This is a genomic window from Rhizobium sp. 10N427 (genome assembly GCF_056394605.1).
Window position 1 is genome coordinate 112,255 of record NZ_JBFTID010000007.1, and the last position, 22,726, is coordinate 134,980.

Annotated in this window: 19 protein-coding genes; 12 read left to right on the top strand and 7 right to left on the bottom strand. The window is 62.3% G+C overall.

Annotated elements, in window-relative coordinates:
• Nucleotides 1–267 precede the first annotated feature (267 nt).
• On the top strand, nucleotides 268–687 hold the full coding sequence (dksA, locus tag AC1DIJ_RS16795) for an RNA polymerase-binding protein DksA (protein WP_112387229.1): 420 nt from the start codon (nucleotides 268–270) through the stop codon (nucleotides 685–687).
• 76 nt (nucleotides 688–763) lie between these two features.
• Here dksA and AC1DIJ_RS16800 read toward each other — a convergent pair whose 3' ends face one another.
• Entirely contained in the window at nucleotides 764–1,873 is a 1,110-nt protein-coding gene (locus AC1DIJ_RS16800) for a flagellar biosynthetic protein FliO (protein ID WP_477831484.1), read from the bottom strand.
• A gap of 277 nt (nucleotides 1,874–2,150) precedes the next feature.
• Between AC1DIJ_RS16800 and cckA the strand changes: the two genes are divergently transcribed.
• Nucleotides 2,151–4,757 carry a cell cycle histidine kinase CckA gene (cckA, locus tag AC1DIJ_RS16805; RefSeq protein ID WP_112387231.1) on the top strand — a complete coding sequence of 869 codons (2,607 nt, stop codon included), beginning with the start codon at nucleotides 2,151–2,153 and terminating at the stop codon, nucleotides 4,755–4,757.
• Nucleotides 4,758–4,793: 36 nt separating this feature from the next.
• On the opposite strand, the gene AC1DIJ_RS16810 is transcribed toward cckA, so the two are convergent.
• On the bottom strand, nucleotides 4,794–5,720 hold the full coding sequence (locus AC1DIJ_RS16810; RefSeq protein ID WP_112387232.1) for a pseudouridine-5'-phosphate glycosidase: 927 nt from the start codon (nucleotides 5,718–5,720) through the stop codon (nucleotides 4,794–4,796).
• Between the two features lie 30 nt (nucleotides 5,721–5,750).
• On the bottom strand, nucleotides 5,751–6,695 hold the full coding sequence (locus AC1DIJ_RS16815) for a carbohydrate kinase family protein (protein ID WP_112387233.1): 945 nt from the start codon (nucleotides 6,693–6,695) through the stop codon (nucleotides 5,751–5,753).
• A gap of 241 nt (nucleotides 6,696–6,936) precedes the next feature.
• On the opposite strand from AC1DIJ_RS16815, the gene recA reads away from it, so the two are divergent.
• The 3 genes from recA to AC1DIJ_RS16830 all read left to right on the top strand — a co-directional run bounded on the left by recA (nucleotide 6,937) and on the right by AC1DIJ_RS16830 (nucleotide 11,830).
• Nucleotides 6,937–8,022 (top strand): recombinase RecA, encoded by a 1,086-nt coding sequence (gene recA, locus AC1DIJ_RS16820; RefSeq protein WP_112387234.1) that lies wholly within the window; start codon nucleotides 6,937–6,939, stop codon nucleotides 8,020–8,022.
• Nucleotides 8,023–8,182: 160 nt separating this feature from the next.
• Entirely contained in the window at nucleotides 8,183–10,846 is a 2,664-nt protein-coding gene (gene alaS / locus AC1DIJ_RS16825) for an alanine--tRNA ligase (protein ID WP_477831485.1), read from the top strand.
• A gap of 132 nt (nucleotides 10,847–10,978) precedes the next feature.
• Nucleotides 10,979–11,830 carry an AraC family transcriptional regulator gene (locus AC1DIJ_RS16830; RefSeq protein ID WP_112387236.1) on the top strand — a complete coding sequence of 284 codons (852 nt, stop codon included), beginning with the start codon at nucleotides 10,979–10,981 and terminating at the stop codon, nucleotides 11,828–11,830.
• On the opposite strand, the gene AC1DIJ_RS16835 is transcribed toward AC1DIJ_RS16830, so the two are convergent.
• The 3 genes from AC1DIJ_RS16835 to AC1DIJ_RS16845 form a co-directional block, all read right to left on the bottom strand.
• Nucleotides 11,822–12,460 carry a glutathione S-transferase family protein gene (locus AC1DIJ_RS16835; protein WP_112387480.1) on the bottom strand — a complete coding sequence of 213 codons (639 nt, stop codon included), beginning with the start codon at nucleotides 12,458–12,460 and terminating at the stop codon, nucleotides 11,822–11,824. The genes AC1DIJ_RS16830 and AC1DIJ_RS16835 overlap by 9 nt on opposite strands.
• Nucleotides 12,461–12,548: 88 nt before the next feature.
• Nucleotides 12,549–12,992: a GNAT family N-acetyltransferase gene (locus AC1DIJ_RS16840; protein WP_112387237.1), complete on the bottom strand. Its 444-nt coding sequence runs from the start codon at nucleotides 12,990–12,992 to the stop codon at nucleotides 12,549–12,551.
• Nucleotides 12,993–13,067: 75 nt separating this feature from the next.
• Nucleotides 13,068–14,282: an NADP-dependent isocitrate dehydrogenase gene (locus AC1DIJ_RS16845; protein WP_112387238.1), complete on the bottom strand. Its 1,215-nt coding sequence runs from the start codon at nucleotides 14,280–14,282 to the stop codon at nucleotides 13,068–13,070.
• Nucleotides 14,283–14,471: 189 nt separating this feature from the next.
• Here AC1DIJ_RS16845 and AC1DIJ_RS16850 point away from each other — a divergent pair, with 189 nt between their 5' ends.
• The 6 genes from AC1DIJ_RS16850 to AC1DIJ_RS16875 all read left to right on the top strand — a co-directional run bounded on the left by AC1DIJ_RS16850 (nucleotide 14,472) and on the right by AC1DIJ_RS16875 (nucleotide 21,618).
• Nucleotides 14,472–14,996 (top strand): hypothetical protein, encoded by a 525-nt coding sequence (locus AC1DIJ_RS16850; RefSeq protein WP_112387239.1) that lies wholly within the window; start codon nucleotides 14,472–14,474, stop codon nucleotides 14,994–14,996.
• Between the two features lie 73 nt (nucleotides 14,997–15,069).
• Nucleotides 15,070–17,064 (top strand): FUSC family protein, encoded by a 1,995-nt coding sequence (locus AC1DIJ_RS16855; protein WP_112387240.1) that lies wholly within the window; start codon nucleotides 15,070–15,072, stop codon nucleotides 17,062–17,064.
• 56 nt (nucleotides 17,065–17,120) lie between these two features.
• Nucleotides 17,121–17,951 carry an RNA methyltransferase gene (locus tag AC1DIJ_RS16860; RefSeq protein WP_112387241.1) on the top strand — a complete coding sequence of 277 codons (831 nt, stop codon included), beginning with the start codon at nucleotides 17,121–17,123 and terminating at the stop codon, nucleotides 17,949–17,951.
• Complete coding sequence (gene murI, locus AC1DIJ_RS16865; RefSeq protein WP_112387242.1) at nucleotides 17,932–18,735, top strand: glutamate racemase; 804 nt, start codon at nucleotides 17,932–17,934, stop codon at nucleotides 18,733–18,735. Before AC1DIJ_RS16860 ends, murI begins: the two co-directional genes overlap by 20 nt.
• A 119-nt stretch (nucleotides 18,736–18,854) precedes the next feature.
• Nucleotides 18,855–20,006 (top strand): MFS transporter, encoded by a 1,152-nt coding sequence (locus AC1DIJ_RS16870; RefSeq protein ID WP_477831498.1) that lies wholly within the window; start codon nucleotides 18,855–18,857, stop codon nucleotides 20,004–20,006.
• A gap of 97 nt (nucleotides 20,007–20,103) precedes the next feature.
• On the top strand, nucleotides 20,104–21,618 hold the full coding sequence (locus AC1DIJ_RS16875) for an ATP-binding protein (RefSeq protein ID WP_112387243.1): 1,515 nt from the start codon (nucleotides 20,104–20,106) through the stop codon (nucleotides 21,616–21,618).
• Between the two features lie 6 nt (nucleotides 21,619–21,624).
• Here the strand turns inward: AC1DIJ_RS16875 and AC1DIJ_RS16880 are convergent, their stop codons facing one another.
• Entirely contained in the window at nucleotides 21,625–21,960 is a 336-nt protein-coding gene (locus AC1DIJ_RS16880; protein ID WP_112387244.1) for a cupin domain-containing protein, read from the bottom strand.
• Between the two features lie 99 nt (nucleotides 21,961–22,059).
• On the opposite strand from AC1DIJ_RS16880, the gene AC1DIJ_RS16885 reads away from it, so the two are divergent.
• Nucleotides 22,060–22,587, top strand: a complete 528-nt coding sequence (locus AC1DIJ_RS16885) for a MarR family transcriptional regulator (protein WP_112387482.1) — start codon at nucleotides 22,060–22,062, stop codon at nucleotides 22,585–22,587.
• Nucleotides 22,588–22,726 lie beyond the last annotated feature (139 nt).

Below are 22,726 nucleotides of genomic sequence, written 5' to 3' on the forward strand. Positions count from 1 at the left end.
CCACGTGCGAAGGAGCCTTTTCAGTAGCCGCCGGGTATTGCCGGCGTCAACCGGTGACGTGCCGTGGTGGTGCAAAAGCGCTGGGCCTACACGGCTTGTTGAAGGCGGGGTGAGAAAGCGAATCTGGAATAGTGCTGAGAAAATAGACTGTTAGCCTAAAAATATGACAGATTTAAAAATCTGTTTACATGTCGTATTTGGCTTGAATCGATATTGGCGCATGAGATATACAGCCCGCCACATGAGATGTTCTTCAGGAGAATCGCGTTGAGTGAGAAGATCGATCTTAGCAGCTACGTTCCCTCGGAAGACGAGGAGTTCATGAACGTAAACCAGCGAGCATACTTCCGCACGAAGCTGGTCGCATGGCGAAATGACATCCTTAGAGAAGCGCGCGAGACACTGGATCATCTCGCTGAAGAAAGCGCCAACCACCCCGACCTCGCGGATCGGGCATCTTCCGAAACAGACCGCGCCATCGAACTTCGGGCGCGCGACCGTCAGAGAAAACTGATCTCCAAGATCGATGCTGCCCTGCAGCGGATCGAGGAAGGCACTTACGGCTACTGCGAGGAAACCGGCGAGCCGATCGGCCTTAAGCGCCTCGACGCCCGCCCGATCGCGACACTGTCGATCGAAGCGCAGGAACGCCACGAGCGCCGCGAGAAGGTTTACCGCGACGAATAAGCGTCCTGGGAGCAGGCATAAAATAAAAGGTACCGCATTGCGGTGCCTTTTTCGTTTTGGCGGTCTGGCTGACCGGCTATTTGTCTCGGTTGACGCTCATCTCGCCGAAGATGCGCGCCACTTCCTTCTGCAACTCGGCATCGGCGCCGGTGACCGGCGGTGCTTCCGGGTCACGGCGCTGCAGGTTGACCGGCTGCGGCGCAATGGTGCGGATCGGCGCGCTCTGAATGGATTGCACCGGCTGGACGACGCGTTCGGCGGCCAGCGTGGTGTTCATCTCTTCTTCGAGAATGCGCTGAAAATCGCCTTTCGGCTGCTGTGGCGGCGCTCCCGCGTCGGCGGTCACCACCGGATGGCCCTCCGAAACCGTCGGAAGGCTTTGTGCCGGCGGCGTCAGCACTTCGGGTTCGATACGCGCCTTTTGCGGCAGGACGCGGGCGCGAGCGGCATCCAGGATATCGGCGGCATTGGTGGTTTCGAGCGACGGTGCCGGTTGCGGCTGCTCCATCGGGCGGATGGTGATCGTCGGCGGGACACGGTTTTCTGCCGCGGCAATGACCGGAGGAACGGTGATGGCCGGAGCGGGAGCCGGAGCGAAGGCGGGTGCTGCGGCGGCGGGTGCGATGGGTTGCGGGCGGCGCGGCTCGATGAAAGGTGCCGGAGCGGGCGCAGGCGCAGGGGCAGGGGCAGGGGCAGGGATGTAGAGCTCGGCCTCTTCCTCTTCGAAGATCGCTACTGGTTCCGGCTTCGGTTCAACCCGGGGCTCCGGCCGCTGTTCGGGAACCGCGCGGAGTGCAGGGCGTTCGGCCACGGCCGGGCGCCGTTCGATTACGGGAGCTGCCGGTGGTGCAACCGGCGCCGGGCGGAGCTCAGACGACGGTTTCGCCTGTTCGGCGCCCTCAGGCAGGATGCGGCTTTCGATGACGATATCGCTGGGGCCGCCGATCATGATCAGGTGCTCGACGTCGTCGCGGCGCACCAGTACGAGGCGGCGGCGGGTGTCGACGGCAGCGGCGTCCAGAACCTGCAGACGCGGCTGGCGGTTCTTGCCGCCGCGCACGAAAGGCGAGGGTGCGCGGTTGCGCATCAGCCAGAGTACGCCGATCAGGACGACCAGGCCAAGGCCGACGCCGCCTGCTGCTAGGAGGAAACGGCTGCCATAGTCGCTCACTACGCTGTCAAACATGATCTCAAACTCCCCTATACGCAGGCCGCATCATGAAGGCTTTTCAGTTCCTTAGGCAATAGGCTGTGTGCTTGTCCAGTCACGCCCGTGCGAGAAGATCGCCTCAGAAGCCCGATGGCTTGCGAAACTGGCGCTGTTCCTTGTGAATTCAAGCGTTCCGGCGGTACGGCACTGTTTTTGCAAGGCCTACAAATTGCTAAGAAGGAACGAACGCCTGATTCCTGCTTTGTCTTCCGGTGACAAAGCACCATGCCGGATCGGCGCATGCGAGGACTAGATGACGACACCGCGTCAGGCTGACGACTACAATTCCCCGATCGTGGATCGAGGAGGACGTTCCGGCACGGCTATCCGCATCCTCCTCCTGGCGCTGGTGCTGATTGCGGCGGCCGCCGCCTTCGTGGTGTTCAAGAGTTCGCTCGACAACGAGATGGTGCTCGGCGTTCTCGGCGTGCTGGCGATGGTCGGCATCTTCTTTCTGGTGTCTTCGGTGATCGGCTTCATAGAAGTGATGCCCCAGCGCCAGTCCGACAGCCTGGCCCGCTCGTTTCTCAACAGTCACCCGGATGGTTCGCTGATTACTGATGACAAGGGCCGGATCATCTATGCCAACGGCGCCTATGGAAAGCTGACCGGCGCGCGCAAGGCAACCGAGGTGCAGACGCTGGAAGCGCTGCTGTCGCGTCACCGCGAGTCCAATGAGGCGCTCTACCGTCTGTCGAACGGGCTGCGCGAGGGCCGTGAGGGGCAGGAAGAGTTCCGGCTGCTGCGGGCGCTCGGACCATCGCCGAATGGTTCCGGGGCGCACTGGTACCGCCTGAAGGCGCGTACGCTGAAGACCGAGGAGAGCGGCAGCAAGCCGCTGCATATCTGGCAGATCAGCGACATCACTTCGGAGCGCGACGATCAGGAGCGCTTCTTCAAGGAATTGCAGAACGCCATCGACTATCTCGACCATGCACCGGCCGGCTTCTTTTCCGCCGGGCGCAAGGGCGAGATTTTCTATCTCAACGCGACGCTGGCCGAATGGCTTGGTCTCGACCTGACGAAATTCATACCGGGCTCGATGACCATCGGCGACGTGGTGGCAGGCGAGGGGCTGGCATTGATCCAGTCTGTCCAGGCCGAGCCGGGCCTGAAAAAGACCGATACGCTGGATCTCGATCTGAAGAAGTCGAACGGCCAGAGCCTGCCGGTGCAGATCGTCCATAGCGTCACGTCGATGCGCGACGGTGCGCCGGGCGAAAGCCGGACAATCGTGCTGCGGCGCGAGCCGGGCACCGAGAACGAGCAATCCGCCTCGGCCGCGGTCATGCGCTTTACCCGCTTCTTCAACAATACGCCGATGGCGATCGCCTCCGTCGATGGCGAAGGCCGGATCCTGCGTACCAATGCGCCGTTCCTGAAGCTGTTCTCCGGCCTCGTGTCCCGCGATGACGTCGACAATGGCGCACGGCTCGAAGCGATCGTCCAGCAAAGCGACCGCGAACGGCTGCAGGGCGCGCTCGACGCCGCCAAGGACCGGCAGGGCGACATTCCGCCGATCGATTCCCGCACGCCTGACGACGATGCACGCCATTTCCGCTTCTACATCAATGCCGTCATCGACCAGAGCGATGAGGCGCCGGAAGAGGCGGCGATCGTCTATGCCGTCGAGGTGACCGAGCAGAAGGCGCTTGAGGCGCAGATGGCGCAGACGCAGAAGATGAACGCTGTCGGCACCCTGGCGGGCGGCATCGCACATGACTTCAACAACGTGCTGACGGCGATCCTGCTATCCTCCGACCACCTGCTGCTGCAGGCGAGGCCGGCCGATGCGAGCTTCGCCGATCTGATGGAAATCAAGCGCAACGCCAACCGCGCGGCGGTGCTGGTGCGCCAGCTGCTGGCCTTCTCGCGCAAGCAGACGATGCGGCCTTCAGTGCTCAATCTGACCGATGTCGTCGGCGATCTCCGCATGCTGGTCGACCGGTTGCTGTCGGGCACCAACGTCAAGCTCGATGTCGAATATGGCCGTGATCTCTGGCCCGTCAAAACCGACCTCTCTCAGTTCGAACAGGTGCTGATCAACCTCTGCGTCAACGCCCGCGACGCGATGCCCGAAGGCGGCAAGTTGACGGTGCGGACACGCAACGTGACGGCGGATGAAGTCGCGGCTTTCAACTATTCCTACATGCCGAACGAAGACATGGTTCTGGTCGAGGTCAAGGATACCGGTACCGGTATCGCGCCCGAGATCATGGACAAGATTTTCGAGCCGTTCTTCACCACAAAGGAAGTGGGCAAGGGTACCGGTCTCGGGCTGGCGATGGTCTATGGCATCGTCAAGCAATCCGGCGGCTATATCCAGCCAGAATCGGAAGTCGGCAAGGGAACCACCTTCCGGGTGTTCCTGCCGCGCCATATCGTCGAGCCGGTCATAGCTGCCGAGGGGAGCGCGGACGGTGCTGTTGCCAGCAATGTGGTGCAGATGCCTGTCGCGGTGCAGCCGGAACAGCCGGAAGACCTGACCGGCAACGCCGTCATTCTGCTGGTCGAGGATGAGGAGGCGGTACGCCGCGGCGGCAAGCGCATGCTGGAGACCCGCGGCTATACTGTTCACGAGGCCGGATCGGGCATCGAGGCGCTGGATATTCTGGAAGAGCTCGACGGCAAGGTGGATATCGTCGTTTCCGATGTCGTCATGCCGGAGATGGATGGGCCGAGCCTGCTGCGCGAGTTGCGCAAGACATACCCGGATATGAAGTTTGTCTTTGTGTCCGGTTATGCCGAGGATGCGTTTGCGCGCAATTTGCCGGAGGGCTCGAAATTCGGCTTCCTGCCGAAGCCGTTCTCGCTGAAGCAGCTGGCCGTCGTCGTCAAGGAAACGCTCGACAGCAAATGACGGGAGGCGTTTCCGCCTCCCGGATTTTCAATTCATTCAGGCGTCCAGCGCCACGGCGATTTCGGCTGCCAGGCGCGCGTTGTTTTCTACCAGCGCAATATTGGTCTTCAGGCTCTGGCCGTCGGTCAGGTCGAAGATGGTGCTGAGCAGGTAGGGCGTGACCGCCTTGCCGGTGATTTCGTCGCGCTCGGCGCTGTCGAGCGCGCGCTCGATGTAGATTTCCATCTCCTCGCGCGGAATCTCGTCGGCTTCCGGAACCGGATTGGCGATCAGCATGCCGCCGTCGATGCCGAGCTGCTCGCGGGTCGTCTGGAAATTGGCGATCGCCGCCGGGCTGTTCAGTGTCAGCGGGCTCTTGAGGCCTGACTTGCGCGACCAGAAGGCTGGGAATTCTTCGTTCTCATAGGTGACGACGGGAACGCCCGAGGTTTCCAGCACTTCCAGCGTCTTGGGGATATCAAGGATCGCCTTGGCGCCGGCGCAGACGACGATGACGCCGGTGCGGGCGAGCTCCTGCAGGTCGGCCGAAATGTCGAAGCTCTCTTCGGCGCCGCGATGCACGCCGCCGATGCCGCCGGTGGCGAAGACCTTGATGCCGGCACGCGCTGCCGCAATCATCGTCGCCGCAACCGTCGTGGCGCCGGTGCGGCGCTCGGCGATCGAGAAGGCGAGGTCGGCGCGCGACACCTTCATCACGTCCTTTTCCTTGGCGAGCCTTTCAAGCTCTTCCGGTTCGAGGCCGATATGCAGGACGCCGTGCATGACCGCGATGGTCGCCGGAATGGCGCCCTGTTCGCGGATGATCGCCTCGACGCTGCGGGCCATCTCGATATTGCCCGGATAGGGCATGCCATGAGTAATGATGGTCGATTCCAGCGCGACTAGCGGTGCGCCGCGCTGCTTGGCGGCGGCAACTTCCTTCGAATAGGAGATCGGCAGCAGAGGGGAGATCGGTTTCGTCATTGTCGTTTCCAGTTCATCGATAAGCGCGCTTCAATGCAGAATTCTGGCGGCCGGAACAAGGGCCAGCGTGTCGCGGAGGAGCTCCGGTGTCAGTTTTTCACTGACGGCAAGCGGCGATTGGACGGTGACCGCTGCTGCCGCAGCGCCATGACGCACGGCTTCCTCCAGCGGCAAGCCGTGCATGAATGCCGACAGCACGCCTGCGGCAAGCGAATCCCCGGCGCCCGTGACGTCGGCCACGCTGTCGACGGCCGGCGGCTGCAGCGCGATCGACTGCTTGCCGGCAAAGGCGATCAGTTCGCGCTGTCCGCGGGTGACGACGCCGCCCTTCAACCCGGTGTCACCGAGCAGCGACACCCAGTCTGCCGCATCATCAGGGCGCGCTCCGGCGAGAGCCGTGGCTTCCGCCTCGTTGAGGAACAGGAAGTCGATGCCCTCGGCACAGGCCTTCAGCTTGATCACCTTGGCTGGCGAGATGGCAATCGCCGCCACCGGTTTTCCGAGGCCGTTTGCCCGGGTGACGATTGCCGCGATCGTATCTTCCGGCAGATTGGCGTCGAAGAGGATGAGATCGTTGGCGGCAAAGGCTTCGCGCACCGCGCGGATGGCGAGACGGCGGGGTGAGAAATAGCGGTAGAGGTCCATATCGGCGAGCGCGATGACGAGATTGCCGTCTCGCTCGATGATCGCGGTGTAGCTCGGCGTCTTGCGGTCGAGGAAGACGAAAGGGCGGTCGTTGACGCCGGCTGCGTAGGCAGCCTCCTTCACCATCTCGCCGGTCGGATCACCGCCGCGCGGCGAAATCATCGTCACGTCGAAGCCGAGGCGGGCGAGATTGCGCGCCGCGTTGAAGCCGCCGCCGCCGGCTTCCTCGAACCAGGATCCCGGGTTGCTTGAGCCCGGCGCCGTCTCGCCGGATATCCGTCCGCGCCGGTCGATATGGGCGCCGCCGAGCACGAGAATCTTGCGCTTCATGCGCGAGCTCCAGAGGGGGCGATTTCGCCGAATCGAGCCATCCGCTGCAGCTCGCCGTCAGGCCGCGTCACGCTGCTAAGCCCTTGCGCCGCATCAATAAAACAAATGTAGAACACGTACTGATTTACCTTTTCGTTTCAATCATTTGGACGCCACTTGCGTAATGAGAACAAATCACGTACAAAATCGGCATCGGCGGCAACATTGCTAGAGCGGCTTCAATAACCTAAAGGTGGATCGAATGTCACAGAATACATTGCGGCTTGTAGAGGACAAATCGGTGGACAAAAGCAAGGCACTTGAAGCGGCACTCTCTCAGATCGAGCGGTCGTTCGGCAAGGGCTCTATCATGAAGCTCGGCTCGAATGAGAGCGTGGTCGAGATCGAGACTGTTTCGACGGGCTCTCTCGGACTGGATATCGCACTCGGCATTGGCGGTCTTCCCAAGGGCCGCATCATCGAGATTTATGGACCGGAAAGCTCCGGCAAGACGACATTGGCGCTGCAGACCATTGCAGAAGCCCAGAAGAAGGGCGGCATCTGTGCCTTCGTCGATGCGGAACATGCGCTCGACCCGGTCTATGCCCGCAAGCTCGGCGTCGATCTGCACAACCTCCTGATCTCGCAGCCGGATACCGGGGAGCAGGCGCTAGAAATCACCGATACGCTGGTTCGTTCCGGTGCCGTCGATGTTCTCGTCGTCGACTCGGTCGCTGCACTGACGCCGCGCGCCGAAATCGAAGGCGAGATGGGCGACAGCCTGCCGGGTCTCCAGGCACGTCTGATGAGCCAGGCATTGCGCAAGCTGACCGCATCGATCTCGAAGTCGAAGACCATGGTCATCTTCATCAACCAGATCCGCATGAAGATCGGCGTGATGTTCGGTTCTCCGGAAACCACGACGGGCGGCAACGCGTTGAAATTCTACGCCTCGGTTCGCCTCGACATCCGCCGTATCGGCGCGGTCAAGGAGCGTGAAGAGGTGATTGGCAACCAGACGCGCGTCAAGGTCGTCAAGAACAAGATGGCGCCTCCCTTCAAGCAGGTCGAATTCGACATCATGTATGGCGAAGGCGTATCTAAGACCGGCGAATTGGTCGATCTCGGCGTCAAGGCAGGCATCGTCGAGAAGTCAGGTGCCTGGTTCTCCTATAACAGCCAGCGGCTCGGGCAGGGGCGTGAGAACGCCAAGATTTTCCTGCGCGACAATCCGGATACGATGCGCGAGATCGAGACTTCGATCCGCCAGAATGCCGGCCTGCTTGCAGAGAAGCTGCAGAACGGCGGTCCCGATGCCAATGACGGCGATGGTGACGGCGAACCCTGATCGTCAGCGCAGTTATGAGTTCGAAACGGCCGCATTTCGCAAGGAATGCGGCCGTTTCGTTTTGCAGGCGGGTTTGCCTGCTGGACAGTGGTTAATGCGGACGATAAAAGCCACTGGATTTAAGATTTGACCTGCCGTGGGCAGCATTGAAGGGCATAGCATGAGCGGTGTGAATGATATCCGGTCGACCTTCCTCGACTATTTCAAGACCAACGGCCACGAAGTCGTTCCGTCGAGCCCGCTCGTGCCGCGCAACGACCCGACGCTGATGTTCACCAATGCCGGCATGGTGCAGTTCAAGAACGTCTTCACCGGTCTTGAAAAGCGCCCTTATTCGACGGCGACGACGGCGCAGAAATGCGTGCGCGCCGGCGGCAAGCATAACGACCTCGACAATGTCGGTTACACCGCGCGCCACCATACCTTCTTCGAGATGCTCGGCAACTTCTCCTTCGGCGATTATTTCAAGGAACGGGCGATCGAACTTGCCTGGAACCTGATCACCAAGGAATTCGGCATCGATGCGAAGCGCCTGCTGGTCACCGTCTATCACACCGACGACGAAGCCTTCGGTCTCTGGAGGAAGATCGCCGGTCTCTCCGAAGACCGGATCATCCGCATTCCGACCAGCGACAATTTCTGGGCGATGGGCGATACCGGTCCCTGCGGTCCGTGCTCGGAAATCTTCTACGATCACGGCGATCATATCTGGGGCGGCCCTCCCGGCTCGCCGGAGGAAGACGGCGACCGCTTCATCGAGATCTGGAACCTCGTCTTCATGCAGTACGAGCAGATCACCAAGGAAGAGCGCGTCGATCTGCCCCGCCCGTCGATCGACACCGGCATGGGCCTGGAGCGCGTCGCGGCGCTGCTGCAGGGCAAGCATGACAATTACGATATCGACCTGTTCCGCGCGCTGATCGAGGCGTCCGAAGAGGCGACCGGCGTCAAGGCTGAAGGCGACCAGCGCGCCAGCCACCGGGTCATCGCGGATCATCTGCGCTCGTCCGCCTTCCTGATCGCCGACGGCGTGCTGCCGTCCGCTGAAGGCCGCGGCTACGTGCTTCGCCGCATCATGCGCCGCGCCATGCGCCATGCCGAGTTGCTTGGCGCCCGCGAACCACTGATGTGGAAGCTGCTGCCGGCGCTGATCCAGCAGATGGGCCGCGCCTATCCGGAGCTGGTGCGCGCCGAAGCGCTGATCACCGAAACGCTGAAGCTCGAGGAAACCAAGTTCCGCACGACGCTGAAGCGCGGCCTGTCGCTGCTGTCGGAAGCCACGACCACGCTCGGCAAGGGCGACATGCTCGACGGCGAGACCGCCTTCAAGCTCTACGACACCTACGGATTCCCGCTCGACCTGACCCAGGATGCCCTGCGCGCCCGCGAGATCAACGTCGATCTCGCGGGCTTCACCGATGCCATGGAGCGCCAGAAGGCGGAGGCCCGTTCGCACTGGGCCGGCTCCGGCGACAAGGCGACCGAAACCATCTGGTTCGAGCTGCGCGAGGCGCATGGGGTGACCGAATTCCTCGGCTATGCCACGGAAAGCGCCGAAGGCGTTGTCCAGGCGATCGTCAAGGATGGCGCCTCTGCTCCCCAGGCCGTCAGCGGCGACAAGGTGCAGATCGTCGTCAACCAGACGCCGTTCTACGGCGAGTCCGGCGGTCAGGTGGGTGATGCCGGCATCATCTCTTCCGATAACGCCAGGATCGAGATCACCGATACGCAGAAGCGCGGCGAGGGGCTGTTCGTTCATATCGGCACCGTCGTCGAAGGCACGATCAAGACCGGCGATGCGGTTGCGATGACCGTCGATCACGCCCGCCGCTCGCAGATCCGCGCCAACCATTCGGCAACGCATCTGCTGCATGAGGCGCTGCGCGAGGTGCTCGGCCACCACGTTGCCCAGAAGGGCTCGCTGGTGACGCCGGATCGTCTGCGCTTCGACGTGTCGCATCCGAAGCCGATGTCTTCAGAAGAGCTGAAGGTGGTCGAGGATATGGCCAACGAAATCATTCTGCAGAATTCGCCTGTCACGACGCGTCTGATGAGCGTCGATGATGCCCGTGCCGAGGGCGCAATGGCGCTGTTCGGCGAGAAGTACGGTGACGAAGTGCGTGTGGTGGCCATGGGCCAGGGCCTGCATGGCGCCAAGACCGGCAAGCCTTATTCGATCGAGCTCTGCGGCGGCACGCATGTGTCTGCGACCGGTGACATCGGGCTGGTGCGCATTCTCGGCGACAGTGCCGTCAGCTCCGGCGTGCGCCGTCTCGAAGCAGTCACCGGTGAAGCGGCCCGTGTCTATCTGGCGGAACAGGACGACCGCGTGAAGACGCTGGCCTCGGCTCTCAAGGTGCAGGCAGGCGATGTGGTTTCGCGCGTCGAAGCGTTGATGGACGAGCGCCGCAAGCTGGAACGCGAACTGGCCGATGCCAAGCGCAAGCTCGCCATGGGCGGCGGCCAGGGCGGTTCCGCCGATGATGCAGCCCGCGAGATCGCCGGCGTCAAGTTCCTTGGCAAGGCCATTACCGGCGTCGATCCGAAGGATTTGAAGGGCATTGCCGACGACGGCAAGGCCAGTCTCGGCTCCGGCGTCGTGACGCTGATCGGCGTTTCCGACGACGGCAAGGCCAGCGCCGTGGTTGCCGTTACCGAAGATCTCGTCGGCCGCTTCAGCGCCGTCGATCTGGTGCGCATCGCTTCTGCAGCACTCGGCGGCAAGGGCGGCGGCGGCCGTCCCGATATGGCCCAGGCCGGCGGTCCGGACGGATCGAAGGCCGACGAGGCGATCGAAGCCGTTGCGGCAGCGCTCGCCGGCTGATCGTCACCGGATGGTGATAGTGAAAGGCGGAGGCTTCGGTCTCCGCCTTTTTTGTTTTGCGCCTGAACTCCGCAGGATTTGTCAAACTGGACTATGGTTGTCTGCGGGTGATCGATTTGCATGAGGTCTGACATGAACGGGCAAACGGCTTGGTCTCTCTATGAAAACCGTCTGAGGCGGGTTTCGGCCTATATCCACGACCACCTCGACGAGGAGCTGGATATGGAGCGGCTGGCCGATATCGCCTGCATGTCGAGCTATCACTGGCACAGGATCTACCGGGCGATCTACGGCGAGACGCTGGCGGCGACCGTCAAGCGGCTGCGGCTGCATCGCGCGGCGGGCGATATCGTCCGTACAGATCTTGATATCAGCGAGATTGCCAAGCGATCGGGCTATCCCAATCTCCAGTCTTTCAACCGCATCTTCAAATCGGTCTACGGCATGCCGCCGGCGCGCTACCGGAAAGAGGGAAGCCACACAGTCTTCGAACCCTCGATTTCAGGAAAGGCGACAGCCATGTTTGACGTGACGTTGAAAACCATCGAGCCGATCGAATTGATCGGCGTGCCGCATACCGGTTCCTACATGCAGATCAGCAAGGCGTTCGAGACGCTGTTCGGAACGCTTTATGCCCGCGGGCTGGCGTCACCCGCCATGCGGATGATCGGTATCTATTTCGACGATCCCGATATTGTTCCGGCTGAAAGACTGCGGTCGGTTGCCTGCGTCAGCGCTGATGAGACCATCGCCGCCGAGCCGCCTTTCGTCCGGCAGTCTCTCAGCGGCGGCGAGTATGCGGTGCTGCGCCACAAGGGGCCGTATGCGGACATGCACAAGGCCTATCAGTGGCTCTATGCCGAATGGCTGCCGGTTTCCGGCCGGCAGCTGCGCGACGGGCTGATGTTCGAGGAATATCTGAACAACCCGCGCGACACGGCGCCGACCGGGCTGCTGACGGATATCTACATGCCGCTAGTGTGAGTGGGCATTGAGCTGCATGTCCTGCATCGCTTCGTCATCCAGCGCGTTCGCCCGGCGGTAGGCGTCGCGGTTGGCGACCCGGCCGAGATAGTCGGCAAAGGCTGGCCGCTGCTCGAGCGAGCCGAAATTCAGGCCCCATCCGATATGCGAGCCGACATAGACATCGGCGGCCGTAAAGCGGTCGCCGGCGATATAGGGGTTGTTGGTCACGGCCTTTTCGAGCGTGTCCATGACGTCGCCGAAGCTGCCATATCCGGCCATTCGGGCCTTCTCGGCAGGCGTGACGAAACCGAGCGCGCGATTGGTGACCGCCGACTCCAGCGGACCGGCGGCGAAGAACATCCAGCGGTAATAGGAGCCGCGCTCTTTAGCGCGCGGCGCCAGCTCCTTCTCCGGAAAGGTATCGGCCAGATAGGCGCAGATCGCGGCGCATTCGGTGATGATGGTGCCGCGGTGGCGGATTGCAGGAACCTTGCCCATCGGATTGATCGAGAGATAGTCCGTTCCCTTCATCGTACCGTCGAAGGTCTTGATCTCCGTGCGGTAGGGAACGCCTGTTTCCTCCAGCATCCAGCGGGCGATCCGGCCGCGCGACATCGGGTTTGTGTAGAACACCAGCTCTTCGGTCATCATTGTCTCCTCATCGATTGCTGATATCTGGCGCAGGCCAGCGACGCGGCAATGTCTAGCGGAGGCTGCTGCCAATTTCTGTCAGCAGTCAGAGCTGCTTTCGGTACTGGATGAAGCCGGAGCGTTCGGCGATCTGATCATAGAGGCGGCGGGCGCGTTCGTTGGTCTCGTGCGTCATCCAGTAGAGGCGGCCGGCGCCCTGTTCGCGGGCGAGATCGGCAACGCGCTCGATCAGTGCGGCACCGGTTCCAAGACCGCGCTGGTCTGCCTCGACATAGAGATCCTGCAGGTAGCAGGTCCATTTCGGCAGCCAGGTGGAGCGGTGGAAGATGGTGTGGACGATGCCCTTCAGCTTGCCGTCGTCATCGAAAGCGCCGAAGGCATGCATCGGCTCGTTTGCAGCGTGGAAGCGCGCCCAGGTCAGTTCAGTGGTCTCAGGCGGAATGACGACTTCGTAAAAGGTCTGATAGCCCTTCCACAAGGGCTCCCATTGCGAGCGGTCGGATGGCTCAAGCAGGCGGATCGTCGTCATGTGCTGTTCCCTTGTTGTTGAAATGAAAACGGCGGGAAGATCCCGCCGTTCTGCCGTTCTCTGGTTCTGGCCGCCTCAGGCGCCCATGGCCTTCTTGAGGTTCTCGTCGATCTTGTCGAGGAAGGCAGTCGTCGACAGCCATGGCTGATCCGGGCCGATGAGCAGCGCCAGGTCCTTGGTCATGAAGCCAGCCTCGACGGTGTCGACGCAGACCTTTTCGAGCGTTGCCGCGAACTTTGCAAGTTCGGCATTGTCGTCGAGCTTGGCGCGGTGTGCGAGGCCGCGGGTCCAGGCGAAGATCGAGGCGATCGAGTTCGTCGAGGTTTCCTGGCCCTTCTGGTGCTGGCGGTAATGGCGGGTCACCGTGCCGTGCGCGGCTTCCGCTTCGACCGTGCGGCCATCCGGCGAGAGCAGGACGGAAGTCATCAGGCCGAGCGAGCCGAAGCCCTGTGCGACCGTGTCGGACTGGACGTCGCCGTCATAGTTCTTGCAGGCCCAGACGTAGCCGCCGGACCACTTCAGCGCCGAGGCGACCATGTCGTCGATCAGGCGGTGTTCATAGGTGATGCCGAGCTCGACGAACTTGGCCTTGAATTCGGCCTGGTAGACTTCCTCGAAGATGTCCTTGAAGCGGCCGTCATAGGCCTTCAGGATGGTGTTCTTAGTCGACAGGTAGACCGGCCAGCCGCGCATGATGCCGTAGTTCATCGAGGCGCGGGCGAATTCGCGGATCGACTCGTCGAGGTTGTACATCGCCATGGCCACGCCGGCGCCGGGAGCGTCGAAAACGTCCTTCTCGATGACTGCGCCGTCTTCACCGACGAACTTGATCGAGAGCTTACCCTTGCCCGGGAATTTGAAATCGGTCGCCTTGTACTGGTCGCCGAAAGCGTGACGGCCGACGACGATCGGCTTGGTCCAGCCCGGGACGAGGCGCGGAACGTTCTGGCAGATGATCGGCTCGCGGAAGATCACGCCGCCGAGGATGTTGCGGATCGTGCCGTTCGGGCTCTTCCACATCTGCTTGAGATTGAATTCCTTGACGCGGTCTTCGTCCGGCGTGATCGTCGCGCACTTGATGCCGACGCCGTGCTTCTTGATGGCGTTGGCGGCGTCTACGGTCACTTGGTCGTTGGTGGCGTCGCGGTTTTCGACAGAAAGGTCGAAGTAATCGATATCGAGGTCGAGATACGGATGGATCAGCTTGTCCTTGATAAGCTGCCAGATGATACGCGTCATTTCATCGCCGTCGAGATCGGCGACGGGGTTAGCGACCTTGATCTTTTTCATGTATCTGCCTCGTAAGCTGGTGGGGACTGGGTCCCGTGGCGGGTGATTTTTGAAATCCCGAGCGCTATAGCATTGTGTGCTTGGAACGCAAAGCCGCAAGCACCCCGGAAAGAGCATTTTGGGGCCATTGCCAAGTCCGCGGATTTGATTAGTGTCCGCGGCAATTGCTTCGTTAACGGACATTTCATCATGAAGACGATTGCCTTGCTGCTTACCGTATTCGCCGGTCTTCCGACCCTTGCAAAAGCTGCCGAAATCCCGGCGCCGGTTCAGGAGGTCATGGACGCCACGGTCAACAACTGGTCAGGCGACGATATCGAATGGGTCGACATCTTCGACCCCGGCAAACTCGACACGCGCTACAGCAAGGATTTCGCCGCCAAGTACCGCGAGGCGGCAAAGCATCCCGCCGTGGACGACGGCATTTCACCCTTCGATTACGACGTCATCGTCAACGGCCAGGATGCCTGCCCGCTGGAAGATCTGAAGCTGACGCCGCAGAAAGCCGCCGATGGTCAGGATGAGGTCGTGGCGTCGTTCCGCAAGATGGCATGCGGCGAGGGCGAAGAGGCACAGGCGGTTTCCACCGTGCGCTTCGAGATGGCGACGGAAGGCGGCAAGGCCGTCATCGACGACATTATGCTCGAGGATCCCGAGACCAAGGCCACCAGTTCGCTGAAGGCGACGATGGACGAGATCGCCAAGGGCCAGTGAGGGCTGGCCCGGCGTTTGATTTTGCCCCGTTTGGCGGTATGTCCGGAGAGGGCATGTTTCGTGACTGCGCCGGATGAGGGCTCATCGGTTGTTTTCGGGCTTCGATCTTCGTGACTGGCTGCTTGCCAACGACCCGGCGCTGTCGCGCTTTCGCATGGCATCGCGGGTGACGCTGACGATCGTCATCTCCTTTGCGATCCTGTTTGCGATCCATCTCTTTGCTGTGCCGCTACCGACCGCCTCCTATGGTCTCGGCATCGTGCTGTCGATCGAGGGGGGCGTCGCCGTGCGCGACAAGGGCAATTCGCGGCAGCTGATCACGCGGCTGCTCGGATGCCTGGCCAGTCTTGCCGTCGTGGCAATCGCCGCGGCGCTGGAAGATCATCGGGTGCTGACCGATCTGGTCTTTCTGGTGGTCATCTGCCTTGCGGCCTCGGCGCGCGTCTTTGGGCCGCGCGGGTTTGCCATCGGCATGTTCGCCTTCACCTCCTATTTCATGGGGGCCTATTTCCACCCTGACATCGGCGAATTGCCGCTGATCGCGGTCGGTCCCGTTGTTTCGGCGCTGACCGGACATGTCGTCCGTGCGATGCTGCTGCCTGACAACTGGCGGCGCGATCTGTTGCGATCGCTGGAAAGCGTGCGGGGCAGGGTCAACCAGATCCTCTTCAAGCTGGCAGCGCTTGCTTCGGACGGACAGGTCGGGGAGCACGACCGGCAGGAACTGCGCCAGCTGGAAGATCGGCTGAAGGAAGTGGTGCTGATGACGGAGAGCTTCATTCCACGGCCGGCCGGCGGCGTCTTCGACAAGGGTGGCGATCCGGCAGCCGAACTGGCGATCCGTCTTTTCGATCTGCATCTCGCCGCGGAAAGCGCCATCGTGCTCAGCCAGCAGAGCCTGCCGGATTTCGCGCTCGTTCACGCCGTCATCGAAGGCAAGCAAGGAAGCCTTGCTCAACAGGATGACACATCGTCCGACCCGGCAGCCGAGACCAGGCGGGCGCTTTTCTGGCTCGGTGACGCCAGACGTCACCTCGTGGAGACAATCGCGCAGGCGCAGATGACCGCATTCGCCGGTGTGGAGCCCGCCGATGACGAGCCGACCGCTGCGGCGATCGACTTTTCCTTCGCCAATCCTTTGATCAAATCCGCCTTGCAGATCACGCTCGCTGCCGCGCTGGCCATGAGCTTCGGGCTGATGCTGTCGCGCGAACGATGGTTCTGGGCGGTGCTCGCCTCGTTTCTGGTCTTCACCAATACAAATTCCCGCGGCGACACGGCGATGAAGGCGCTGCAGAGGTCGCTCGGCACGCTGTTCGGCATCGTCGTGGGCCTCGGGCTTGCGACGCTGCTGACCGGCCATGACGCGATCGCCATCCCCGTCGCGGTCGTCTGCATCTTCCTGGCCTTCTACTTCCTGCAGATTTCCTATGCGACGATGACCTTCTTCGTGTCGATCGTACTCTGTCTCGTTTACGGGATGACCGGTGCGTTGACTGTCGATCTGCTGGCGCTGCGCATCGAGGAGACGTTGATCGGGACGCTGGCCGGGACGGCGGTCGCCTTCCTGGTTTTCCCGGCGCGCACCCGCGGCGCACTGGATGCCGCACTTCAGAAATGGTTCGACGCGCTCGATGCGCTGCTCTCGGCGATCCTCGACGGCAAGCCGCGCTACGAGCTCATCTCGCTTTCTCAGACGCTCGATGGTGCCTATCGCGATGTCACCGTCGCTGCACGGCCTCTCGGGTCGGCCTGGTCGGTGGTGACACGTCCCGGCCGGATCCGGCAGACGCTGGCGATCTTTCTGTCGGGCACCTATTGGGCCAGGATCGTCGCCAGCTCTTATGGCGAGGGTCTGAGCGATGCGGAGCGTGAAAAGGTGAGCGCGGCGCTGGCGGCTGCGCGGACGCGGCTCTCGGCGGTGGCGCCGCGCGGTTCGGAGTGTTTCTTCGTCGAGCGCCAGTCGGCAGCTTCCGCCGCACGGCATCTGCCGATCTCGATGAGCGGCGCGAGGCTCGGCGTTGAGATGGTCGGCGGCGTCCTCGACCGGCTCTATCCGGCCGCATAAGTCTTGCCGTTTGCCGCGCGCAAGGCTATTCCGGCTCGAAAGCAAGGACGGCATTCATGGCAGGCACAAACAGCGAGCGGGAACTTCTGACCGAAGGACCGGCGATCATTCTGGTCGAACCGCAGATGGGCGAAAATATCGGCATGGTGGCGCGCGCCATGGCCAATTTCGGCCTTGCGGAGCTGCGGCTCGTCAACCCGCGCGACGGCTGGCCGAACGAGAGGGCGCAGGCGACGGCGTCGAAGGCCGATCACGTCATCGCCGGCACGAAGGTCTACGACACGCTGGAGGAGGCGATCGCCGACCTCAACTTCGTCTATGCGACGACGGCGCGCGAGCGGGACGGTTTCAAGCCGGTACGCTCGCCCGTGGTAGCCGCCGAGACGCTGCGGACGAGATTTCGCGCCGGGGAGGGCGTCGGCATTCTCTTCGGCCGCGAACGCTGGGGCCTCAGCAACGAGGAAGTGGCGCTGGCGGACGAGATCGTCACCTTTCCGGTCAATCCAGCGTTCGCCTCGCTCAACATCGCCCAGGCGGTGCTTTTGATGTCCTACGAGTGGATGAAGTCCGGGATGGACGATCTGGGCGAGGTGCGCTTCCAGGCCATGGAGCAGACGCCATCGACCAAGGAGCAGCTGTTCGGCTTCTTCGACCAGTTGGAGGAGGCGCTTGATGCGCGCAATTATTTCCACCCGCCCGCGAAAAAGCCCAAAATGGTGGACAATCTGCGCGCAGTCCTGTCGCGCCGCGCCTTCACCGAGCAGGAAATCAGCGTGCTGCGCGGCGTGATCTCCTCCCTCGACCGGTTCTCGCGGCAATATCCACGCGGCAGCCGGGCTCCCGAAAAGACCAAGGAACGGCCGAAAGATGACAGCAGCGGGGAATGAGCTGAAACCGGTCCTGGTTTTCGATTCCGGTATCGGCGGGCTGACCGTGCTGCGCGAAGCGCGCGTGCTGATGCCGGAGCGCGGCTTCATCTATATCGCTGACGACGCCGGCTTTCCCTATGGCGGCTGGGAAGAGCAGGCGCTGAAGGAGCGTGTCGTCAGCCTGTTTGCCAGGCTGCTCGAAGAGCATGACCCCGAAGTCTGCATCATCGCCTGCAATACGGCCTTCACGCTTGTCGGCGCCGATCTGCGCGCTGCGTTTCCGCAGATGACCTTCGTCGGAACGGTGCCTGCGATCAAACCGGCGGCCGAGCGGACACGTTCCGGGCTGGTTTCGGTGCTGGCAACGCCTGGTACCGTCAAGCGCGCCTATACGCGCGACCTGATCCAGTCCTTCGCGCAGCAATGCCATGTCCGTCTGGTCGGATCGGAAAATCTGGCGCGGATGGCCGAGGCCTATATCCGCGGCGAGACCGTATCGGACGCCGCGGTGATGAGCGAGATCGAGCAGTGTTTCGTCGAGAAGGACGGGCGCAAGACTGATATCGTCGTGCTCGCCTGCACGCATTATCCGTTCATGGCCAATCTTTTCCGGCGACTAGCGCCGTGGCCCGTGGACTGGCTGGATCCGGCCGAGGCGATTGCGCGCCGTGCCCGCAGCCTCGTACCGGAAGTGGCCGATGCGGTTCATCCCGACAATTTCGATTTTGCGGTCTTCACGTCGGGCAACCCGGATTTTGCAACGACACGGCTGATGCAGGGCTTCGGTCTCAGCACCCGCTAAGGCGTTTCAACGCTTTCTTTCGCTCTGGTGATGACGCAGACTCGCTGCCGGGGAATCAGGTGCGGCACCTTCCGTGCCTGAGAATGAAGGAATGCGCCGTGCCGCTTCAACGACTTGTCATGCTGATCTTTTTCCTGCAGCCGATCGCCTTCGGCGCTTGGCTGCCGCGTATTCCCGACATTCAGGCGAAACTGCAGCTCGGCACCGCCGATCTGGCGATTGCCCTGCTTGGCCTGCCTGTCGGAACGCTGCTGACGCTCTCCTTTGCAGGGCGCGTCGTCTCGCGCATCGGCGGACGGGCGGCGATTATCTATGGCTTTGTCTTTTTCCTCGCCGTTGTCTCGCTGCCGGCCTTTGCGCCGACCGTCACATTGCTGTTCTTCTCGCTTTTGATCCTCGGCGTTGCGTTGTCGACCGTCGAGCTCGGCATGAATGTCGAGGCGGACCTGACGGAGAAAGTCACCGGGCTGATCATCATGAGCCGGTCGCATGGCTTCTGGAGCCTCGGCATCATGTTCGGCAGTCTGCTCGGCGTTGGCGCGATCGCCATCGGCACTGCGCCGCATTGGTCGATCCTGGCGATATCGGTGATCGTGCTGCCGATCGCGCTCATCGTCAGCACCCGATTGCCGAAACTGCCGGAAAGTCACCATGCGGAGACTGCGGTGAAAAGTGGCTTCAAGCTTCCGGGACTAGCGCTGCTCGGCGTCTGTGCCTTCGTCTTCGGCGTGACCATGACCGAGGGAGCGATCGCCGATTGGTCGGCGGTCTATCTTCGTGATGTTTTCGGTTCCGAGGGAGCGCAGATGGGGCTGGGCTACTCGGTCTTCGCATGCATGGTGGCCGCCGGGCGGTTCAGCGGCGACTATCTGAAAGGCCGCTTCGGCGCGGTAGCGATCGCACGGGCGTGCGGCACCGCTTCGCTTGCCGGGATGGCGATCATCCTGCTGGCACCGGTAGCTCCCTTGGCGCTGATCGGATTTGCGGCTGTTGGCGTCGGCGTCTCGGTCGGCTTTCCGCTTGCGGTCACATCGGCGGCTGCGCTAACCGACCGGCCGGCGGCCGCAAGCCTTGCGATCCTCTCCTTCGTCGCACTGCTCGGCTTCCTGATCGGCCCGCCGATCATCGGCTTCATCGGCGAATATTGGGGACTGAGGGCAGGGCTTGCGGTGCTGATCGTGCCGCTTTCCGTCAGCTTGATCTTCACCCGGATGCTAAAACCGCGCAGCGGCGATGCTCAGAGCCGTCTTGTCGAACCCGAGGCTGTCTGAAGCCTGCAGTCTTTCTGTGGGTTTCCATCAGAGACGGGTAACAAAGACAGCGGCGAATCTGCTAGAGACGGCGGACAGATATTAAAAGGAATTCGACTTGCAGGTTGGCATCGATATGGGAACGGCGTCCGGCAGCAGCCCGGCGACACTCGATATCGAGGAGCTGCTGGCAACGCGTCTGCTGGTGCAGGGCAATTCCGGTTCCGGAAAATCACATCTGCTGCGGCGGCTGCTGGAGCAGTCTGCTCAATGGGTTCAGCAGGTGATCATCGATCCCGAAGGCGACTTCGTGACGCTGAGCGACCGGTTCGGCCATATCGTCGTCGATGGCGAGCGCACCGAAGCCGAGCTTGCCGGTATCGCCAACCGAATCCGCCAGCACCGCGTCTCCTGCGTCCTGACCCTGGAAGGGCTCGATATCGAGCAGCAGATGCGCGCTGCGGCCGCCTTCCTCAACGGCATGTTCGATGCCGACCGCGAATATTGGTATCCGGTTCTCGTTGTCGTCGACGAGGCGCAGATGTTTGCACCGTCAGTCGGTGGCGATGTCTCGGAAGATGCGCGCAAGATGTCGCTGGGCGCGATGACCAACCTGATGTGCCGTGGCCGTAAGCGCGGCCTGGCCGGTGTCATCGCCACGCAGCGTCTGGCAAAGCTTGCCAAGAATGTTGCCGCCGAAGCCTCCAACTTCCTGATGGGCCGCACCTTCCTCGATATCGACATGGCCCGGGCCGCCGATCTTCTCGGCATGGACCGGCGCCAGGCGGAAATGTTCCGCGACCTGAAGCGCGGAAACTTCGTGGCGCTCGGTCCGGCATTGTCGCGCCGCCCGCTGCCGATCCAGATCGGCAATGTCGAGACGTCGGCGCGCTCGTCGAGCCCGAAGCTGATGCCGCTGCCGGATGCTCCGCAGGACGTCGAAGACCTGATCTTCACACCGGATCCCGAAGAGTTTCAGCGGCCGCTCGTTCGCCGCGCTCTGCCCGCACCACGCCCGACCACCGATATTCTTGCCGAACTGGCTCGCTCGGCACCAGCAGCGACGCCGGCACCATCCGAGCCGCGCAGCAGCCAGCCGGAGCTCTCGGCAGACGAGCGCGAAGAGCGCCTGTCGGCGGTCCTTGCCGAAATTCTCGACGATCCGGCCTCGGGTTTCCGCACGGATTCTGTGCTCTACCAAGAGTTCCTGGTGCGTCTGCGAATGCGCCGCGTGCCGGGCCCGCCGATGCCGCTGCCGGAATTCCGCCGCCGCGTTGCGGTGTCGCGCTCCGGCGTCGATGCGGACATGGCGGCTGGCGAAGCCTGGGCGACGGCGCTCTCGCTTTCAAACGGCGTCACCGACGACCTGCAGGGCGTGTTCCTGATGATGGCGAAGGCCGCAATCGGCGGCGAACAATGCCCGTCGGATGCACGGATCGCCCGCGCCTACGGTACCCACTCCGCCCGCCGTGCCCGCCGTCTTCTCGGTTATTTCGAGGAGCAGGGCCTGATCGTCGTCCACACCGACTTCACCGGCAAGCGCATCGTCGCATTCCCCGACCTTCAGGCCGAAACAGCACCAGGCTCGGCGGATGCACCAGACGATGATGCACTGAAGAGTGCCGCGGAATAATCTTGCTCAGACCCAAGTCTGAATGATCTCGGGGCTTGCATGGATGCAGGTGAGCTCGAGCCGCGTCGTGCCGATATTCTTGAAGCGGTGCGGCGTCTCGGGGTTGACGACGACGATGTCGCCGGGATTGGGGTCGAGCGTTTCGTTGCCGACCGTGAAGCGCGCCTTGCCGGAGCGGACGATCCACATTTCCGTGTAGGGGTGAGTGTGGAGTGCCGGCCCCTGGCCGGGTTCGCTGTCGATCAGGAAGACCGAGACGGGTGCGCCGAAATTTCCGCCTTCAAAGAGGATGGTGCGATTGGGGAACTGGTTCTGATCTTCGCGCGGGATGATGTGGAACATGATTTCCTCCTTGGATCGTGCGCCGGACTTCGCTATCTAAGTATCTTAGTGAGAAGATAACCCAATTTATCTTCTCGTCAAGATAAATTGGAGCTGTTGATGACGACGGAAGACCACGTTGACCGGCTGCGCGCGCTTTGGGCCGAGGAACTGCCCGATCTCGATACGATGCCGATGAGCATTCTCGGGCGCATCTACCGGCTCTCCAATCTTGTGCGGCCGTCGATCGAGGCGACCTTCGCGGAGTTCGGTCTCGATCGCGGCGAGTTCGATGTGATTTCGACGATCCGCAGGGCAGGGCCGCCCTACCGGATGATCCCCACCGATCTCTATCGTTTGCTGATGATCTCGTCCGGGGGGCTGACGCACAGGCTGGACAGGCTGGAAAAGGCGGGACTGATCGAGCGGCGGCGGTCGGAACAGGACAAGCGCAGCTTCGAGGTGGCGCTGACGGCCGAAGGTGTGGCGCGTGCCGAGGCGGCGTTTCGCGAAGACATGGCCCGCGAGCTCCGTCATCTGGATGTGCTCGACGAGGGTGAGCGGAGGGCGCTTGCCGGTCTGCTGCGCAAGCTTGCCGGTTCGATCGAGGCGGCTGGCGCAGACGCGGCGGAGCCAAATTCCGTTTGACAATCCCGTGACTTATCCCTAAAGACCGCGCCAGCACGGGGCAGCAATGTCCCGTGTTTCATTTGACATGTCCCGTGGATCTTTCCAGTTCGCGTAACCGGAAAATCCTGTCGGGCCTCCCAAAAGGGGCCAAAGGAGG

Coding starts and splice junctions, on each gene's coding strand:
- AC1DIJ_RS16830 (WP_112387236.1), top strand. CDS start 10,979: ATGAACGGGCAAACGGCTTGGTCTCTCTATGAAAACCGTCTGAGGCGG.
- AC1DIJ_RS16855 (WP_112387240.1), top strand. CDS start 15,070: ATGAGGGCTCATCGGTTGTTTTCGGGCTTCGATCTTCGTGACTGGCTG.
- AC1DIJ_RS16845 (WP_112387238.1), bottom strand. CDS start 14,282: ATGAAAAAGATCAAGGTCGCTAACCCCGTCGCCGATCTCGACGGCGAT.
- AC1DIJ_RS16840 (WP_112387237.1), bottom strand. CDS start 12,992: ATGACGACGATCCGCCTGCTTGAGCCATCCGACCGCTCGCAATGGGAG.
- AC1DIJ_RS16880 (WP_112387244.1), bottom strand. CDS start 21,960: ATGTTCCACATCATCCCGCGCGAAGATCAGAACCAGTTCCCCAATCGC.
- AC1DIJ_RS16815 (WP_112387233.1), bottom strand. CDS start 6,695: ATGAAGCGCAAGATTCTCGTGCTCGGCGGCGCCCATATCGACCGGCGC.
- AC1DIJ_RS16850 (WP_112387239.1), top strand. CDS start 14,472: ATGAAGACGATTGCCTTGCTGCTTACCGTATTCGCCGGTCTTCCGACC.
- murI (WP_112387242.1), top strand. CDS start 17,932: ATGACAGCAGCGGGGAATGAGCTGAAACCGGTCCTGGTTTTCGATTCC.
- AC1DIJ_RS16800 (WP_477831484.1), bottom strand. CDS start 1,873: ATGTTTGACAGCGTAGTGAGCGACTATGGCAGCCGTTTCCTCCTAGCA.
- cckA (WP_112387231.1), top strand. CDS start 2,151: ATGACGACACCGCGTCAGGCTGACGACTACAATTCCCCGATCGTGGAT.
- recA (WP_112387234.1), top strand. CDS start 6,937: ATGTCACAGAATACATTGCGGCTTGTAGAGGACAAATCGGTGGACAAA.
- AC1DIJ_RS16885 (WP_112387482.1), top strand. CDS start 22,060: ATGACGACGGAAGACCACGTTGACCGGCTGCGCGCGCTTTGGGCCGAG.
- alaS (WP_477831485.1), top strand. CDS start 8,183: ATGAGCGGTGTGAATGATATCCGGTCGACCTTCCTCGACTATTTCAAG.
- AC1DIJ_RS16870 (WP_477831498.1), top strand. CDS start 18,855: ATGCTGATCTTTTTCCTGCAGCCGATCGCCTTCGGCGCTTGGCTGCCG.
- AC1DIJ_RS16835 (WP_112387480.1), bottom strand. CDS start 12,460: ATGACCGAAGAGCTGGTGTTCTACACAAACCCGATGTCGCGCGGCCGG.
- AC1DIJ_RS16810 (WP_112387232.1), bottom strand. CDS start 5,720: ATGACGAAACCGATCTCCCCTCTGCTGCCGATCTCCTATTCGAAGGAA.
- AC1DIJ_RS16860 (WP_112387241.1), top strand. CDS start 17,121: ATGGCAGGCACAAACAGCGAGCGGGAACTTCTGACCGAAGGACCGGCG.